Raw genomic sequence first — 17,591 nt, forward strand, 5'->3', positions numbered from 1 at the left:
ATACAACGGATTCTATGGTCATTGCCGTTCACGTGCGCTGGGCGCCGCAGGGCGGTTTTTTCCTTTGGGGGGCTCGCCCCAACGGGGGCATCTGCGACGCCTACGATCTGCGCGACTGGCTGTTCGCTTGGCATGAACCGTCGTTCTACGGAACGTTCGTCGACGTGGTCGAGTCACAGAACATCGAAGGGCTGCTGCTGCCGCCGCTGGAGGCGCTGGACTATCTGGTGCGGCCGGGCATGGTGCAGCACCAGCGGCTCGAGCTCAGCCGCGAGCTGCGCGAGCTGCTGCAGCTGGCGCCTCACGTGAAGGAGGCGCTGACGCAGGGCCGCTGCATGCCGGACTACGCCAAGTGGAAGGCCGGCGAGCTCGGCTGGAAGCTGCAGCTGCCGGAGGAGGCCTCCGCCTTGGCGGCGGCGCCTGCAGCGCAGCAGTGGATGGACCGGCTGATCCCGATGTGGATCGAGGTCGACGGCGTCATGCGCGAGAGCCTGGAGCGGCTGGAGCGCTCGTTCCCGCTGCTGCGGCGCAGCCGGGATGCGGCCGACCTGTGGATGGACGAGGAGGACTGGCTCATCTCCATCGGCTGGCAGACGGACGGAACGCCGTTCCGCACGTGCCTCAAGCTGGAGGAGCCTGAGGTGCAGGGCAACGCGTGGCCGCTGCGCCTCGTGCTGCAGGATCGCGGCAGCAAGGATGTGCTGCACGAGCTCGAGCCCGCCGTGCTGAACGCGTGGGCGGCCGAGGGCGAAGCCCTGGGCGCCTCGGCGGCGGTGCCCGGCACGGAGACGCTGCCCGCCGCCTGGCGGGAGCACCTCGGCCGCGCCGTGCGCGACGCCGGCAAGTGGCGCCGGCTGCTGCCGTGGCTGGCCGCCGAGGGCGACGGCCTGCGCGGGCAGCTCACGCCGGACGAGGCGTGGCAGCTGCTCACGCAGGGCAGCCTGCGGCTGATGGAGGCGGGCTACTCCGTCTTCCTGCCCGCCTGGTGGGAACGCATCCGCCGATGGAAGCCGCGGCTGAAGGCAAAGGTCCGGTCCTCGGTCGGCTCCGGACCGCAGTCCATGTTCGGTCTCACGCAGCTGATGCAGTTCGACTGGAAGATCGCCATCGGCGACATCGAGCTCACCGAAGCGGAGTTCCGCGAGCTGGTGGAGCAGAACCGCCGCCTCGTGCAAATCGGCGGCCAGTGGATCCAGCTCGACCCCGCTCAGCTGGCGCAAATCCAGCAGGTGATGAAGCAGGTGCAGAAGAAGGAGGGTCTCTCCTTCCGCGACGTGCTGGAGCTTCACCTGCTCGGCTCCGTCGAGGGCGAGGAGGAATCCGGCTTCCACCGCGCCCTGCAGATGGAGGTCGAGCTGAACGAGCAGCTGCAGGACATGGTCGACCTGCTGAACCATGTGAAGCGGCCGCCGATGATCGAGCCGCCGGACAGCTTCCGGGGGACGCTGCGGCCCTATCAGCTGGAAGGTATTTCTTGGCTGCTGTTCCTGCGGGAATGCGGCCTTGGCGGCTGCCTGGCGGACGACATGGGTCTTGGCAAAACGATTCAGATGATCACGTATCTTCTACATCTGAAGGTTAGGCAGGATGCGGACGATGGGATAGAAGCCTCTTCCCCTTCCCTGCTCATCTGCCCGACCTCCGTCGTCGGCAACTGGCAGAAGGAGCTGCAGCGCTTCGCCCCCGAGCTGAGAGTGTATTTGCACTATGGCCCGGCCCGTTCGAAGGGTGCGGCGTTCGCCGAGAGCATCCGCGGCTACGATCTGGTGCTGACGACCTATACGTTGTCACACCTCGATGAAGCGGAGCTGACGACCGTCGCCTGGGAGTCCATCTGCATCGACGAAGCCCAAAATATCAAAAACGCCTACACAAAGCAGGCGTCCTCCATCCGCAAGCTGACCGGCCGGCATAGGATTGCCTTGACGGGAACCCCTATCGAGAATCGGCTGACCGAGCTGTGGTCGATATTTGATTTTCTCAATCCGGGCTATCTCGGGACCGTCCGCGACTTCACGCATAACTATGTGAACGCCATTGAGCGGACGCAGGACCCCGAGCTGATTGCCAAGGTACAGCGGCTGATTCGCCCCTTCCTGCTGCGCCGCGTCAAGAAGGACCCTTCGATTCAGCTGGACCTGCCCGATAAGTACGAATACAAAACGTTCGTCTCCCTTACTTCGGAGCAGGCCACGATGTACGAAACTTACATTCGCGATATGTTCGAGAAGCTCGATACCCTCAGCGTGATGGAGCGTCGGGGGGTGATCCTGTCCGCGCTGACCAAGCTGAAGCAGATCTGCAACCATCCGTCGCTGCTCCACAAGGAGCCGGTCACCTCCCCCTGGCAGGGAAGGTCCAACAAGGTTGAGCGGCTGCTTGAAATGGTACAGGAGCTGCGGCAGGAAGGCGACAAGTGCCTCATCTTCACACAGTTCGTGGAAACCGGCCATCTGCTGCAGCGAATCCTGGAGCAGGAGCTGGGTCCCCAGGTGCAATTTCTGCACGGAGGAACACCGAAGGCCGCCCGCGACCGGATGATCGAGCAGTTCCAAAGCGAAAGCCTCCCCGCCTCTGTGCAGCCCGGCATCTTCCTGCTTTCGCTGAAGGCCGGAGGAACCGGCTTAAACCTGACTGCGGCTAACCATGTATTTCATTTTGACCGGTGGTGGAACCCTGCGGTGGAGAATCAAGCGACGGACCGCGCCTTCCGGATCGGCCAGACGCGGCATGTGCAGGTGCACAAATTCGTAACGCTGGGGACGCTGGAGGAGCGGATCGATGAAATGATCGACAGGAAAATGGGCCTTAGCCAGCAAATAGTCGGCACGGGAGAGCAGTGGATCACCGAGCTGTCCACCGAGGATCTCAAGGAGCTGTTCGCCCTCCGCACCGAGTGGGTCGCCCAATCGACCTGACGAACCACCGCTTGTTAGACAACCAAATCAAGGAACAAATAATGCTTCCCCCCGATCGGGCACGAATACGTCTGCATCGGGCGGGAGCTGTCCAAATCGGTGTATACCTGCGATAAATTCCCCTGCCGCTGATGATTCATCTGCAGAATATTCGGAATGAAGTAGGGACGCCAGATCCAGTTTGCGCCTCGATAGCCCGGGTCAATCTCCCAATCGCAGCCCTCGCGCCTGCGGAAATTGGAAGAGATCTGACGCCCGTCCTCGCGGCATATGTACACTTTGACCACATGGTCCTCCACGCTCTCCAGCAGCTCTTCAATCAGCGAATCCGCATCCGCTTCACTTTCAATGACCGCCTCACCGCTTACCAGATCATTCAGGCTTTCCATCACGGCGAACAAGCTCCGGTGTTTGGCAAGCTCCTGCCTTGTATACTCCGAGAGCTCTTCTTGAAGCATCGCCTCATAAGCAGTCGAGGGCTGAAGAGCGGCTCTTGCCTCGGAAAATAAAAAGCCCTGCACATAACGCGCGCCTACCTTAAGCGCTTGATGGAGATCCCGCTTCGTTTCCACACCCTCCACAAGAAGCGAGGAGCCCATCTGGGAAGCAAGGATCGAAAAGGAATTGAGCACCGCTTCGTAGCCGACATGCGTCGCGCTCTTCTTCAGCAGCTTCAGGTCGATCTTCAGGATATGAGGTCTTATGGACGCAATCCGGTCATAGTTGCTGTAGCCGCTGCCGATATCATCGATCGCGATCATACAGCCTGCCCGCCGGTACCGCTCGATTATCGACGATAGCTCATCCAATCTTCCTTGAAACTCTTCCTCCGTAATCTCGACGACTACGCGGGATGGATCCAAGCCGTGTCTGGCGATATAGTGCAGTGTAGGCAGCTCGCCTGTCGCTTGAAACCGTTGGTAGATCCAGGAAGGCTTCAGATTAATAAACAGCTTCGAGTCCGAATCCGCCTGTGCCATGTATTCGATCGCTCGCTCCCTCAGTACCCGATCGATGGCCAAATGACGCTCATCCGGAATATCCGGATTTTGAAAAAATGGTCCCAGGCTGCGGACTTGGCCGTTCTGCTCCCATCGTCCTAACGATTCATAAGCAACGATTCGCTGCGTTTGCATGGAGACAATCGGCTGAAAATACGGCTTCACCTCGTGCTCCAAAGGAACAGGCTCGGTATAACGCGATAGCTCCTTCATCATTTTTCCCCCTTGATGTTTACCTGTACCCTGCGTCAAAATTCTCTTTAATGGAAGGAATCGTGACATAGACTAATTGAATTCATTGTAATTCAACAAGGGGAATGTTGGCAATCAGCCATGTTGTTATTTCCGGCCGGAATCCATATTCAAATCTTCCATCCAATGTTCACTTTGTGTTAGACTGGAGAAGCCTACTTTTTTATATAACCCTGAAGCATCCTCGGTTACTAGCATAAATCTTCTTAGACCCTGCAGCTTCGGATGAGAACGGATGACGGTAAGCATCCAAAGGGATAGACCTTTGCCGCGATATTCACGGTCAAGGTAAACGTCGGTCAGGTAGGCAAACGTAGCCATATCCGAAATCACTCTGGCGAACCCGATCTGCCGGTATCCCGCCACCCCGGTTATGCCTGCTTCAGCCCCTTTTTCTCTTCTGAAACTGCTGTCGTACAGGCCGTAGCACAGTGGAGAGAACTTCACTGCCCTCCTCCACCGCTCCATGGTCAGCCCCCGTCCCCAATAGCTTTCCTCCGTAAGAAAACGGAAGACCTTCTCCATATCCAGATCCGTTTTCCTCGTGGTAAGCACATAATCGCCTTTGACCCATTGCCCTTTCATCTACGGTTTCCTTCCCTTCCGTTTACCTGCTCGGCTGAACGTATTCCCGTTCTTCGCCGTCCTCGGGGATCCAGACGCGGCTCTCCAAACCCGCCTGCCGCAGATGATGCTTGAGATCCTTGCGCGTAACGAGGCAATGATTCAGTGTGTCCATATGCACTGCCGCCACCTGGGTATAGGGTGCATAGCGGCATACCTTCTCGACATCCTCGGCATTCATCGTAATCGGCCCTCCTATCCGGAACTGAGCGCCCCCGGCATTCAGAACAGTCAAGTCAGGGCGGTATTGGTCCAACGCCCTCTCCACTTCCTCGCAGTATACGGTGTCCCCCGCAATATAAATCACAGGCTCTCCCGGAGCTTGCAGCACGAAGCCGGACACCTTCCCCATTCTCGCGCCCACTTCCCCAAAGCCGTGTTTCCCGCCTGTTCGGAAGATGCGGATTCCCTTCCATTGCAGCTCTGACGAGATCACATGAATAGGAGCAAAGCCTTGTGCGGCAAGGGACGCTTCGCATTCCTCGGGGCAAATGACGGTTGTCGATTTGGCTATGCTTTGCGCCGCGGCCTCATCCCAATGGTCCGGGTGCAGATGCGTTATCAGCACAGCGTCCGGCTGCAGAAGCTTCTCGTCAAATTTCGGCAGCGCCACTAAAGGATTTCGGCGTTCATCTGTCGAATTAGGGATAGGGGGATTTATGCCCTGTTCACTCAACATTGGATCTACCAGCATGGTCTTGTCACTCATGACAACGCTAAGCGTTGCATGTCGAATCAATTGCAGCTTCATATTATTCTCTCTCCTCCACAAATAAAGGTCATGACTTTCATGTATTTATGATAGCTTAGGCATAGGCCCCGACCTATGGTTTAATGAAACAAAACACCTCTCATTCCTTTCACGGTGAATGAGTTATGGCAGGAAAGGAACGGTTGGCATGCTCGACGCAACGGATCGGCGCATCCTTGAGCTTCTCCGGCAGGATGCCCGAAGACAGCATAAGGAGATCGGGGAGCAGGTGCATTTGACCGGCCAGGCAGTCGGCGCGCGCATTCGCAAGCTGGAGGAAGCCGGAATCATCGAGGGAGTTACCCTGAAAGTGAACCCCGCTAAGCTGGGGCTTGCCGTCAACGCTTTAATTACGGTATACATGAAAACCACCAGCTCCCATAGCTCCTTCCAGCAGTGGGTGCAGCAGCAGCCGGCCATCGCCGAAGCCCATCGCGTCAGCGGAGAAGGCTGCTACTGGCTTCACGCGCACACCGCAGATCATGAGGAGCTGAATAGACTGCTGGATGAGCTTCTCCGGTACGGCAATTACAAGGTACAGATCAGCATCGGTCAGATCAAAGGCTGACCTTCTATTAATCGACTAGGTGGATATCTATGAAAATAACCCGTTCACGCATCTCCATGATGTATTTGATTCTTATTTTCACCGTGCTGGCGCTGGTCAGCGTCACCAGCTTCATTGCTTCTAAAAATACAGAGAGGCAATTGAACCGGATTGTGGGTGAAACCATCCCCCTCTCTCATTTGGCCGAGAATATATTATCTAACTTGGTGAATCAGGAAACGGGCATTCGCGGCTTCGAGGTTACCGGGGATGAAGCCTATCTTGAGCCGTATCATAACGGAAGCGCAGCGCTCGAGGCGGACTTGAAGCATATGGAAGCCTTCGAGACGGACTATCCGGAAATCGGCAAAATTATGAGGTATGAGGCTCGTCCCATGATTGAGCGTCTGCGTTTGCATTACGCCTCGCAGCTTAGTCTTGTTCGCACGGGCAACATCGAAGCGGCACGAAACCGAATCAGCAACGGGAAAACCGCCATGGATTCCTTCCGCAAGGTGCACGATAAATTAACGGCCGAAATCGACCGGATTACTGCAGAAGCCAACAAGAGCGCACGGGAGGCGGAGCGCAGCGCCCGCACTATCATCTCCATCGGCGGAGCGCTTGCTTTAATCATCAGTATCTTCTCCGCCCTTCTGTTCTTCCGAACGAACCGTGCGGAGGCTGCTCTTCGGAAGAGCGAGGAATCGTTCCGTTTCCTGGCGGAAAGCCTGGAGGCACAGAACGAAGAAATCATCGCACAGCAGGAAGAGCAGGAACGAACTCTGGAGAAGCTTTCCTTGCGGGAGTACGAACTCGAGGCAATTAACGGCTTTCAAGAGAAGCTTACCTCCGCGGGAGGGCTGAACGAACTGCTCCAAACCTCGATGCCAAGGCTTATTGAAGCGTTGCAGCTGGACGCGATCATGGTAGTCATCCGGGAGCCGAACGGGATGTTTGCTGTCCAGCATGCAGTAGGTTATCCTACTCAGCTGGGTCCCGTACTCGAAGAACAATTGTTCGGACCGGCAAGACGCGTCCTTATGGAGAAGCAGCCTATCGAGTGTAAGCGAGAAGCGACGGAGTACGAGAAGGGCTTCCATCAAGGGATCACTTCCGTCATGGATCATTATTTCCCGTTATTCGGGAATGATCAAGAGGTGATCGGCTTCCTCCTGCTCACCGGCTATCTGCAGAAAGATAATGAGCAGACCAAACGCATTGCGAAAGGATTAATTCGTCAATTCGAGCTGGCCTTCCTTGCCCAGCAAGTAAACGAAGAACGATTGCGGCAATCGATCCGACTGGAGCAGTTGAATCATCAGCTGCAGCAGGAGAAGCTTTTTATCGAGGAACAACGCGATGTGATAGAGAACATCCTCGAATCTACCAATGAAGGTATGGTGCTCTGTGATGCGCGGGGACAACTGCTCTACTCCAATCAGCGCATGAAGGACTTCTTCGGGACGCAGGATCAGGATGGGAAGCATCTGCTAAGCCTCATTCAAAATGTACAAATTCAAGATCAAACTTTATCCCAGGTCACCGCCTCGATCGGCAGACTGCTGCGCGGTGAGCAGGAACGATTGTCCGAACGGTTCTATTTCACAAATCGGGAAGAGGACGGTCAGCTGAGACATCTCGAGCTGTATGCCACTATGGTGGGTAATAACCGTGGAAGCGAGGAGCCCTCTTACCTGTTCGTGTTCCGCGATCGAACCGAGGAAGAGAAGGTCGATGAGATGAAGAATGAATTCATCAGCATCGTATCGCACGAGCTGCGGACACCGTTATCCAGTGTGCTTGGGTTTGTTGAGATTATGCTGCACCGGGAGCTGACGCCGGAGAAGCGTAAGCGCTACATGGAAACCATATACAAGGAAGCCAACCGCCTATCCAAGCTCATTAATGATTTTCTGGACCTGCAGCGTATGGAGTCAGGAAAGCAATCATACCATTTCTCGCCGGTGGAATTTAACGGTTTGCTTCAAGAGGTGGCTGAGCAGTGGAAAGGCAAGCAATCGCACGAGATTCACCTTGACGCACCGAGAAGTGAGCTTTGGGTTCGCGGGGATGCGGATCGCCTGAAGCAGGTGGTTCATAATTTGCTGAGCAATGCAATCAAGTATTCTCCTCAGGGAGATAGAGTCGATATCCGAGTCGTTCAAACGGACGGCAAGATACAAATCTCCGTTCAGGATTACGGGTTAGGCATCCCGGAGGAAGCGCGAGGGAAGCTGTTCACGAAGTTTTACCGGGTAGATAACTCCGATCGCAGACAAATCGGCGGTACCGGTCTCGGCCTATCCATCGTGAAAGAGATTATAGAAGGACATGACGGACGCATCTGGTTCGAATCGGTGATGGGAGCCGGCTCTATTTTCACACTGGAGCTTGAACTCACTCTGGTCCAAAATGCCGAGAATGCTATCCTCGTCATTGAGGATGACGATAATTTGGGAGATCTCATTCAAGTTGCGTTGACTAAGTTTGATTGTCCTTCTCTGATCGTCCGCTCCGCCGAGGAGGCTATCTTGGCTTTGCAGCAATGCAAGGAAAAGGGGCCCCGATTATGTATCGTCGATATTCATCTGGAGGGCGCACAAAGCGGCTGGGACTTCATTAGCGAGCTGTACTGCCACCCCCGCTATTACCGTACGCCGGTTATCGTCTCCACCGCACTGGAGCCTCCTTCCCACTATCATGAGAAGGATATGGAGAAGTTCCTGCGTAAACCGTTCTCGATGGAGAAGCTTGTCCAGGTGGCAGAGCAGCTTCTGTCGAGCACCGACAGCGCTCCGGCTTATATTTTCCCGGCTCAGGACGAGATTGCCGTCACCAGCTCATTGAATGAAAAGGGCATTGAGATTGAGGGGATTACTCGAAGCGAGGATGTCCTGCGTGTGGAGCCCAAATCCAGAAAAGAATCGTTGTGAAGAGAAACCGGCCCTGACTAGGGGCCGGTTTTGTTTTGAAGAGGAACCATGGAGTCTGCTCCCGTGATCCAGGAGTGCCGCTTGAAGCTGCGGCCGCGAATGCTTACCTCATCGGGATCTACCTGAACGACGATGCCTTCGCTTTCATCCTCGCTATCAGCGAACGGTTCGCGGGCTGCTTTGAAGGGGGCCCTCACGGAAGAGCTGTTCACCGTAGTGACGCTGTCGCCGCGAATAACCATGTCAGGCTTGTCCAATTCAAAATGAGTATGACCGGAAAACAGCAGCACCTGCGGATGCTTTCGGAGAATAGAACGAAGCTCCTCTAGCTGCACGACCCCTCTTTCGCTGCTGCCCGAGACGGTACCCTGCAGAGGCTGATGCAGGAAGAGGAACACAGGTCTTTGCGGCTCCTTCTGCGCATCGTCCTGCAGCTTGCTGCGAAGCCAGCCCAGCTGCTCGTCCGAAAGCCAGGCATCCTCTCCGTTGCCGGGATCGGACTGACGATAGCGCTCCGAGCCCAGGAATATGAAGTGATAACCTTGAAGCCAGCGATCATAATATACGCGCGGCTCCCCAGTCAACTGAAGAAAGCGCCCGACGGAGGCTTCCTCCGTCTCTCCGTTCGGAAAGCTTGCCTCACTCCATTGCTTGCCGCGATGCCATGCTTTATAAAATTCATGATTGCCGATCGTATAGAATACGTGAGGCCAATGCAGATGTGCTGCGATGGTACGCTGCACGGTCGAGTAATCCTCAGGAAACCCGTTGCCTGTGTCCCCGTTCACAATCAATGCGCTTGAACCCGGTGCCGCCTTATGTAAGTCCTCCAAAGCCTGTCTGAACCTGCGAACGGATTCCTTGTCCCAGCTTTGTACGTGAATGTCACTGATCACAGCGAAGGTCAACCGCGGCTTCCTCAGGGACTCCGCCATTACCGTTGGCGGGGCTGTTAATAAGGCGGTAAGTAACAGAAAGAACGATAGGGCCGGTACTAAGCTTCGTTTCATAAATCCTCCTACGGAAGGGAAACATCTTTAGTACCTTTTAATATGGCAATTCCGCCCTGATCTTATGCCCTCCGCTCCCCCTAAGCTCCTGGTACGACGCTGCTCACAATGCTTCGCATTTCATCGATATCAAACGGCTTGCTCATATATCCCAACAGCCCAAGCTTCTGGGCTTCCTTTATCAGACTGCTTTCCATATACGCCGTCATCATGACGACAGGCGTCGGAATCCCCCTATGCCTCATGCAAGTCAACAGCTCAAGACCGTCCATACCCGGCATTTTGAGGTCAAGCAAAGCAATGTCAACCTGCGTCTCTTCCATATACTTTAGCGCGACATGTCCTTCGGCAGTCTCGAAAACCTCATGCCCATCCGCCTCTAATGCTACTTTAAGCAGCAGACGGATACTATACTGGTCATCTACGATAACGATGTGCTTATTGCTCAACGATGGTTCCTCTCCCCGTATGTCAGATCCTTGTCCAGAATATGAAGTATAACAGAAGAAGTAAGAAAAAGTTGTCGCAACCTGTCGCGTGCTTGAATTCATTCACCGTTTGGTGCGTTCGGGCATGTTCTGCCCCTTTAGCCCTTATGTAACGAAAGCCCCGCTGGCTTGCCGCCCCATCGTTATGAGGGGATCGCCCGCGGGGCTGCTAACCTAAAAGCTTATTCGAAGCCAAGCTGTTTCAGGAAAGCCCGGAAGCCGCTTCGACCCTGCTCATCTCGCTTATAGACGCCCGCATCACGCAGCACGTCGGAGAACTTCGTGCCGACCTCGCTTTGAAGGAGCTGCCTTGCCTCCTCTAGATCGACGCTGCCATAACGCGACTGAAGCTCCGAAAGCCACGCGCCATGCTTATGCAGCGGATGTTCCTCTGCTTGAATCGCCGCGGTCTCACCGCTTACGAGCAGCTGAGCCAGCTCCTCAAGCTCCTCCTTCAGCCTGCCCGGCAGCACGGCCAAGCCCATCACCTCAATCAAGCCGATGTTCTCTTTCTTGATGTGATGCAGCTCCCGATGCGGATGGAAAATACCGTCCGGATGCTCTTCGCTCGTCCGGTTATTACGGAGCACCAAGTCCATCTCGTATTCGCCGCTCGTATTGTTACGTGCTATCGGCGTCACGGTATTATGAGGTGTCCGCACGCCGTCCTTCTCTGTATAAGCGAGGATGTCACAGGCCGGATCGCTGTATTCCTTCCACGTCTCCAGAATGCTCGAAGCCAGCTTCAGCAGCTGCACCCGGTTATGGCTTGAGATGCGGATGACCGACATCGGCCACTTCACGATACCCAGCTTCACACCGGCATAGTCCGGATGGGTAAACGACTTTTCTACCGGCGCCTTCTCCATCGGGAACTTATGCTTGCCGCCCTGGAAGTGATCATGATTCAGAATCGAACCCCCTACAATCGGTAGGTCTGCATTCGAGCCGATAAAATAATGCGGGAACTGCTCTACGAAATCGAGCAATCGCTCGAAGGTTGCCCGTGACATTTTCATCGGACGGTGTTCCCGGTCAAAAATGATACTATGCTCGTTGTAGTACACGTACGGCGAGTACTGGAAAAACCAAGGATCCCCGCCGAGCTGCAACGGTATCACCCGAAGGTTTTGGCGGGCCGGATGATTCAGCCGGCCCGCATAGCCGACGTTGTCGATACAGAGCAGACATTTGGGATAGGACGCCGCCGGCGCATTTTTGAGCATAGCGATTTCCTTCGGATCCTTCTCCGGCTTGGAGAGGTTTACGGTAATTTCCAGTTCCCCGTATTCCGTAGGCGCAAGCCAATATAAATTCTTGTTAATCCGGTCCATCCGGATGTAGTTGGAGTCGATACACAGCTTATAGAAGTCATTGGTCGCATTCTCTACGCCGACCTTCTTCCCGGTAGCCCAGAAGCGCCCTGCCACCTCCGACTGCCGCGGCATCAAATACCCCATAATCCGGGCGTCGAGCAGATCGCGGAGCGTCGTATTGTTGTCCTCCAGAATGCCGGCTTCGGCGGCATAATCCAGCAGCGGCTCCAGCAGCTCCACAGGTGTCGCCGCAACAGGCTCGCTTACTTCGCCGCTATACGGTTCTGCGATCCGCAGCAGATCGAGCAAGCCGTTCCTCGCGGCATACGCATCCAGCGGCTCGATCAGCTTATTATGAAGAGCAAACTGAAGCAGCCTTTCGATCCCGTACGCTGCTTTCGTTACGTTATCCATTTCACGTACCCCCTGCGATGCTTATTTGCCGTAGCCGTTCGGATGGGCTTGGTGCCATGCCCACGCGGATGCAATGATCTGTTCAAGCCGATCCCGCTTCGGATTCCAGCCGAGCTCCGCCCGGGTACGTTCCGAGGAGGCGACCAGCGTAGCCGGGTCTCCCGCACGGCGAGGCTCTACCACAGCGGGGATCGCATGGCCCGTAACGGTGCGGGCGATGTCGATGACTTCCTTGACCGAGAAGCCTTTGCCGTTGCCGAGATTGTACACGCTGCTTTCACCGCCGGCGCGGAGCTTCTCCACCGCCAGGATGTGCGCATCAGCCAAATCCGACACGTGAATGTAATCGCGAATACAAGTCCCGTCCGGCGTAGCGTAGTCGTCACCGAAGATCGAGATATGCGGACGCTTGCCCAGCGCCACCTGCAGAATGATAGGCACGAGGTGCGTCTCCGGTGAATGATCCTCACCGATCTTGCCGCTCTCGTGAGCCCCTGCAGCATTGAAGTAGCGGAGAGAGACGTACTTGATGCCGTGTGCGGTATCGAACCAGCGCATCATTTTTTCCATAGCCAGCTTCGTCTCGCCATAAGCATTCGTCGGCAGCGTACGATCCGATTCGAGAATCGGAATATTCTCCGGCTCCCCATAGGTTGCGGCGGTCGAGGAGAATACGATTTTGCCGACGCCGTACTCGTTCATCTTCTCCAGCAGGCACAAGGTGCCGTATACGTTGTTGTGGTAATATTTGCCGGGATTTTGCATGCTCTCCCCGACCAGCGAATTGGCCGCGAAGTGAATGACCGCATCGATCTCATTTTCCTTAAACACCGTATCCAGAAACGCCTTGTCGCGAATATCGCCTACGTACAGCTTCCCGCCAAGCACCGCCTCACGGTGGCCCTGCTCCAGGTTATCTACAACGACAACTTCCTCGCCCTTTGCCAGCAGCTCCGCTACCGTATGGGAGCCGATGTAGCCTGCTCCGCCCGTTACCATAATTGCCATGGTCCCTCTCTCCTCTCTCTTATCCGAACCTGTTGCATTGAAAAATCAGGTCTACAGCTCCTTCACGCCATCGCCGATATCACAGACATAGAAGTCCGCTGTCAGCCCCGTTTGCTCCGTATATTGACGACCGACCTCTTCGATGAAGCGGTCGACGCTGTCTTGATGCACGAGCGATACGGTACAGCCGCCGAAGCCCGCTCCTGTCATACGGGAACCCAGCACCCCGGGAATCGTGCGAGCCGCAGCAACCATGGAATCCAGCTCGTGGCCCGTCACCTCGTACAAGTCGCGCAGCGAATCGTGGGAGGCATTCATCAGCTTACCGAAGGCTTCCAGATCGCCCTGCTCGAGCACACGCATCGATTGCAGCACACGATCGATCTCTTCGACGACATGCTGTGCCCGGTCCCTTACGACATTATCTGCGATCAGCTGCTTGCCGGCATTAAACTGCTCCACGGAGAGCTGCCCCAGAAGCGTAATTTCGGGGTACTTCGCCTGCAGATCCTTCACAGCCTGCTCACATTGCGCACGGCGCTCGTTATACTTGGAGTCCACGAGCCCGCGCTTCTTGTTCGTATTGCCGATCACCAGCTTGTATTCCCCGCTTTGGAACGGCACATGCTTGTATTCCAGCGTATCGCACATCAGCAGAATCGCGTGGTCCTTCTTGCCGTTCGCAACAGCGAATTGGTCCATGATGCCGCACTTCACACCGATGAATTCGTTCTCGACCTTCTGAGACAGCAGGGCAATCTCCACCGTATCCGTCTTCTCTCCCGCCAGAGTGAGCAGCGCATAAGCCGTCACCACCTCGATGGATGCCGACGAGCTCAAACCTGAGCCGTTAGGAATGGCGCCGCTGTAAAGAATATCGCAGCCCTTCACCTTCACGCCGCGCTCCTGCAGCTCCCGGATAATCCCCTTCGGGTAATTCATCCATTCATCCTCTTTGGCATTTACGAGATTTTGAATGGAAATATGTTTGTGTAAGGGGAAGTTTGTCGAAGCAAAGCCTACCTGCTCATCGTCCCGCTCCCGGACGATCATCGTCGTACCGAAGGTCAGTGCTGCCGGAAATACGTAGCCGCCGTTATAGTCTGTATGCTCTCCGATGAGATTCACGCGGCCAGGCGCATGAAAAACCCGGATTGGATGTGTGCTTTCTTCACCGTACAGCTCTAAGAAACGTTGTTTCAAAGCTTGGATATCTGCCATGTAGGCACCGCCTTTTCCTAATATCGAATCAACTTGCTTCCTATGCCTTCAGTATAGTCTCACCGTCTCCTTCAAGCTATGGAGCGATGTCAGAACCACATGGAAAAATGTTAGATTTTCTATGGTAAGCCTTCGTCAATGGCATGGTATAATGTTAGATACCTATGAGGAAAGGCAGGATCGTCTTATGAGCACAACTCCACCGCTCAAAAAGAACGAAAGCTATTTTGTCGTCTCAAACCCCCAGCCCCGGGAGGAGGGGGAGCTTTCCGTTCTCTTCACCGGCTACAGCCAAACCAAGCCCGGACATAAGCCCGGGCCGAAGGTCGTCGACTATTATTTGCTGCATCACATCTTATCGGGGAAAGGCACCTATACCTGCCAGGGGCATACCTACGAGCTGGGCCAAGGCGACAGCTTTCTCATTGAGCCCGGCAAGCTCATTAATTATATGGCCGATCTCGCCGACCCTTGGCACTATCGCTGGATCGCCTTCGAGGGCAAGCAGGCCGAATCTCTCCTGCAGGACATCGGGCTCAGCTCAGGACAACCCGTTGTGCACACCGGCCGCAAGCGCAGCATTGCCGTCCTGTACCACCAGGTACAAACGGCGTTTCAATCGCGCAGCTCCCAGGCAAGTCTGAAGGCGAACGGCTATCTTCATCTGCTGCTCGCCGAATATGCCGAAGCGCTTCAGCCGCAGCAGGGCGCCGCCCCACAGATGACCTCGGGAGGCGACCGGACGGTGCAGCAGGCAATCCATTACCTGCAGACGCAGTATGCGGAGCCGATTACCATTGAGCTGATGGCCGAAACGCTCGGCTATAACCGCGCCTACCTGTCCACGCTCTTCAAACAGCATACCGGGCTGACCCCGGTCACCTTCTTGCTGCGGCTGCGCTTGGATAAAGCGAGACATCTTCTGCGCGAGCGCACCGAGCTCACCATGGAACAGATCGCTTCGTCGGTCGGCTTCCAGGACCCGCTCTATTTTTCCAAGCAGTTTAAGCGGCTGTATCATATTTCTCCTTCTGCCTACCGCGATTCTCTGAAGAAGCTGTAGCCGCCTACTTTTCCTTAATCAACGGAAGCAGGAAGGAGATGCAGGCCCCCTGCCGGAATCGGCTCTGCGCCCAAATCCGGCCGCCATGATAATCAATGATTTCCTTCGCGATCGATAGCCCGAGACCGCTGCCGTCACCTGAGGTATTGCGGGACTTGTCACTTTTGTAGAAACGGTCGAAAATATACGGCAAATCCTGCGGATCGATGCCCATGCCGTTATCCTGTACCTGCACTACAAGGGAGTTCTCGTCCACAATCAAGTGGAGGGCGATGGTCCCTCCCTTCGGCGTATGTTTCATCGCATTGTAGATCAGATTGGTCAGCACCTGATCGATTCGATCCACATCCAGTCTCAGCATTTGCTGCTCATCGGGGAATGCCGGCCTGGTGACAACCGATTGGAACAAGAAGCCGGCATTACTGACCTCAAGCTCATAGCGGTCCTCGAAATAGCGTACAAACTCCTCTGTCGGCACCAGCTGCATATCAAACTCCAGCTGCCTCGCTTCAAGCTTCGAGAGCTGAAACAAATCGTTGATGAGCCGATTCAGGCCCGTAATCCGGTTATGTATGATGCGTAAATACTTATGCTGCTGCTCCCCTCCAGAAACCACGCCGTCCAGCAGCGCCTCGACATATCCCTGAATGAGCGTCATCGGAGTACCCAGATCGTGCGAGATATTGCTGAGCAAATGCCTTCTCGACAGCTCCAGCCTGGCCAAGTCCTCATTGGTCCGCTCCAGACTGGAATTGGTTCTTTCGAGCTCCGCCGTCCGTTCCCGAATTTTATGCTCCAGGCCGGCGTTCATTTCTGTCATTTGGCGGGATAGCAGCTCCACTTCGGAGAACGCTTTGGCGAATTTGACGCTTAAAATAAAGGAGGTCATAATCACCAGCACGATGAGTCCGTAAGAAGTGATTTCACCTATGGAGATCCACTCGTTATAAAATAAAATGTCTATGACAACGGTAATGGTATAGACAATCAATCCGATCAGTGCGAACGTCGCTCCATCCCTCTTGCGAAGTTTAGCGAGCGTTACGCTGTAAAGCAAATAAATCGACAAAGCAATGGTAAGAGCTTGGTACCAGGGCGTTGTATAGGTGTAATATTTTGATGAAAGCATTAGCACCGCCAGAGAGAAGGCCATGCCTAATCCCACCGAGAGCCTTGCTACGCTTCGATGAACCTCCTGCGGATACAGGGCTTGGACGAACAGCACCGCCGCGGGAACCCCCAGGTAATAGCAGAGGTACTCGATTCGTAATACGGCGTTCCATGGAAGCTGCTCAAAAAATTCATAGATAATCCCTTCGCCGATCAACGCAGCGCGAACACCGATGAGGATGCAAAAAAAGCCGAAATAGAGCGATCCGCGCTCCTTCCTCCGGAGCACATACAAGCCCAGATGATGCGTCCCCATAGCCAGCATGGCACCGATCAACAGCATTTCGAGAAGGATGCTTCTCCTGAAATCTCCTCCCAGCACAGCCGCACTGCCAAGATACACCGTCTTCCAGATCCCCCCGAGCCGGTGCTCATAATTCGAAACCTGAATCACAACATCGATCGAAGATCCGTTATTGGCAAAATAAAGCTCCCTCGCCTGTACCTGCGGCACGGATTCCGCAGGACTTGTCCCCACCTGGCCGCTTCCCCCCATCGGTACGCCGTTGATCCAAACGCGATACGCCGTACGGATGAAAGGAAGATGAACGGCAAGCGGCGATGAGGAATCATCGATAAGAACAGTTAATCGATAGGTGGCGTATCCTTCCCCTCCCCGCTTCGTTCCGTCGAAGGTCCGTGCGTTCCAGGAACCGGGCACCTGAATCCGTTGCGGGGCCGAGGGCGTCTTGCTGTCAAGGAAGTCGGCAGGCGTCAGCAGATGTCCCCAATAAAAGCTCCACTCCCCCTTCAGCGGCAGCTTCCCGATCTCGGCAAACCGGTATCCGCGCAGATCCAGCGTGCCTTGTACCGCCTGCGGGACAAGGTCGTTTGTCCTATTTTCTAAAAATTTGTATCCAGCCGTTGTCACA

General features: G+C 55.3%; 13 protein-coding genes. 4 read left to right on the top strand and 9 right to left on the bottom strand.

Translation table 11 applies throughout. From position 1 onward, the window contains the following. The first annotated feature begins 14 nt into the window (after nucleotides 1-14). The gene (locus tag RAC89_RS11210; RefSeq protein ID WP_306613513.1) at nucleotides 15-2,918 is read left to right on the top strand and encodes a DEAD/DEAH box helicase; all 2,904 of its coding nucleotides are present in this window, start codon (nucleotides 15-17) and stop codon (nucleotides 2,916-2,918) included. Nucleotides 2,919-2,932: 14 nt separating this feature from the next. Here RAC89_RS11210 and RAC89_RS11215 read toward each other — a convergent pair whose 3' ends face one another. From RAC89_RS11215 to RAC89_RS11225, 3 genes are all read right to left on the bottom strand, one after another. Beyond that, a complete protein-coding gene (locus tag RAC89_RS11215; RefSeq protein ID WP_306613514.1) occupies nucleotides 2,933-4,132 on the bottom strand; it encodes an EAL domain-containing protein in 1,200 nt (399 codons plus the stop codon). 126 nt (nucleotides 4,133-4,258) lie between these two features. Continuing rightward, the gene (locus RAC89_RS11220) at nucleotides 4,259-4,756 is read right to left on the bottom strand and encodes a GNAT family N-acetyltransferase (protein WP_306613515.1); all 498 of its coding nucleotides are present in this window, start codon (nucleotides 4,754-4,756) and stop codon (nucleotides 4,259-4,261) included. Between the two features lie 22 nt (nucleotides 4,757-4,778). Next, nucleotides 4,779-5,546: an MBL fold metallo-hydrolase gene (locus RAC89_RS11225; protein WP_306613516.1), complete on the bottom strand. Its 768-nt coding sequence runs from the start codon at nucleotides 5,544-5,546 to the stop codon at nucleotides 4,779-4,781. A gap of 118 nt (nucleotides 5,547-5,664) precedes the next feature. Here RAC89_RS11225 and RAC89_RS11230 point away from each other — a divergent pair, with 118 nt between their 5' ends. Continuing rightward, a complete protein-coding gene (locus RAC89_RS11230) occupies nucleotides 5,665-6,114 on the top strand; it encodes an Lrp/AsnC family transcriptional regulator (RefSeq protein ID WP_306613517.1) in 450 nt (149 codons plus the stop codon). Nucleotides 6,115-6,143: 29 nt separating this feature from the next. Continuing rightward, nucleotides 6,144-9,029, top strand: a complete 2,886-nt coding sequence (locus RAC89_RS11235; protein WP_306613518.1) for an ATP-binding protein — start codon at nucleotides 6,144-6,146, stop codon at nucleotides 9,027-9,029. Between the two features lie 17 nt (nucleotides 9,030-9,046). On the opposite strand, the gene RAC89_RS11240 is transcribed toward RAC89_RS11235, so the two are convergent. The 5 genes from RAC89_RS11240 to RAC89_RS11260 form a co-directional block, all read right to left on the bottom strand. Further along, a complete protein-coding gene (locus RAC89_RS11240; protein ID WP_306613519.1) occupies nucleotides 9,047-10,039 on the bottom strand; it encodes a metallophosphoesterase family protein in 993 nt (330 codons plus the stop codon). Between the two features lie 80 nt (nucleotides 10,040-10,119). Next, nucleotides 10,120-10,488, bottom strand: coding sequence for a response regulator (locus RAC89_RS11245; protein WP_306613520.1), 369 nt, complete (start codon nucleotides 10,486-10,488; stop codon nucleotides 10,120-10,122). A gap of 221 nt (nucleotides 10,489-10,709) precedes the next feature. After that, nucleotides 10,710-12,257 (bottom strand): UDP-glucose--hexose-1-phosphate uridylyltransferase, encoded by a 1,548-nt coding sequence (locus RAC89_RS11250; protein ID WP_306613521.1) that lies wholly within the window; start codon nucleotides 12,255-12,257, stop codon nucleotides 10,710-10,712. Between the two features lie 21 nt (nucleotides 12,258-12,278). Further along, nucleotides 12,279-13,265, bottom strand: coding sequence for a UDP-glucose 4-epimerase GalE (gene galE, locus RAC89_RS11255; RefSeq protein ID WP_306613522.1), 987 nt, complete (start codon nucleotides 13,263-13,265; stop codon nucleotides 12,279-12,281). A 51-nt stretch (nucleotides 13,266-13,316) separates the two neighbouring features. Next, a complete protein-coding gene (locus RAC89_RS11260) occupies nucleotides 13,317-14,486 on the bottom strand; it encodes a galactokinase (RefSeq protein ID WP_306613523.1) in 1,170 nt (389 codons plus the stop codon). 187 nt (nucleotides 14,487-14,673) lie between these two features. Here RAC89_RS11260 and RAC89_RS11265 point away from each other — a divergent pair, with 187 nt between their 5' ends. Next, nucleotides 14,674-15,549: an AraC family transcriptional regulator gene (locus RAC89_RS11265; protein WP_284642880.1), complete on the top strand. Its 876-nt coding sequence runs from the start codon at nucleotides 14,674-14,676 to the stop codon at nucleotides 15,547-15,549. 4 nt (nucleotides 15,550-15,553) lie between these two features. On the opposite strand, the gene RAC89_RS11270 is transcribed toward RAC89_RS11265, so the two are convergent. After that, entirely contained in the window at nucleotides 15,554-17,590 is a 2,037-nt protein-coding gene (locus RAC89_RS11270; protein WP_306613524.1) for a sensor histidine kinase, read from the bottom strand. Between the last annotated feature and the right edge of the window lies 1 nt (nucleotide 17,591).

Origin of the sequence: Paenibacillus sp. GD4 (genome assembly GCF_030846225.1) — a bacterium.
Taxonomy (GTDB): domain Bacteria; phylum Bacillota; class Bacilli; order Paenibacillales; family NBRC-103111; genus Paenibacillus_G; species Paenibacillus_G silviterrae.

Excerpts from the sequence above, each read along its gene's own strand:
- RAC89_RS11230 (WP_306613517.1), top strand. The coding sequence starts at position 5,665 with ATGAGTTATGGCAGGAAAGGAACGGTTGGCATGCTCGACGCAACGGAT.
- galE (WP_306613522.1), bottom strand. The coding sequence starts at position 13,265 with ATGGCAATTATGGTAACGGGCGGAGCAGGCTACATCGGCTCCCATACG.
- RAC89_RS11235 (WP_306613518.1), top strand. The coding sequence starts at position 6,144 with ATGAAAATAACCCGTTCACGCATCTCCATGATGTATTTGATTCTTATT.
- RAC89_RS11215 (WP_306613514.1), bottom strand. The coding sequence starts at position 4,132 with ATGAAGGAGCTATCGCGTTATACCGAGCCTGTTCCTTTGGAGCACGAG.
- RAC89_RS11250 (WP_306613521.1), bottom strand. The coding sequence starts at position 12,257 with ATGGATAACGTAACGAAAGCAGCGTACGGGATCGAAAGGCTGCTTCAG.
- RAC89_RS11220 (WP_306613515.1), bottom strand. The coding sequence starts at position 4,756 with ATGAAAGGGCAATGGGTCAAAGGCGATTATGTGCTTACCACGAGGAAA.
- RAC89_RS11260 (WP_306613523.1), bottom strand. The coding sequence starts at position 14,486 with ATGGCAGATATCCAAGCTTTGAAACAACGTTTCTTAGAGCTGTACGGT.
- RAC89_RS11225 (WP_306613516.1), bottom strand. The coding sequence starts at position 5,546 with ATGAAGCTGCAATTGATTCGACATGCAACGCTTAGCGTTGTCATGAGT.
- RAC89_RS11265 (WP_284642880.1), top strand. The coding sequence starts at position 14,674 with ATGAGCACAACTCCACCGCTCAAAAAGAACGAAAGCTATTTTGTCGTC.
- RAC89_RS11210 (WP_306613513.1), top strand. The coding sequence starts at position 15 with ATGGTCATTGCCGTTCACGTGCGCTGGGCGCCGCAGGGCGGTTTTTTC.
- RAC89_RS11240 (WP_306613519.1), bottom strand. The coding sequence starts at position 10,039 with ATGAAACGAAGCTTAGTACCGGCCCTATCGTTCTTTCTGTTACTTACC.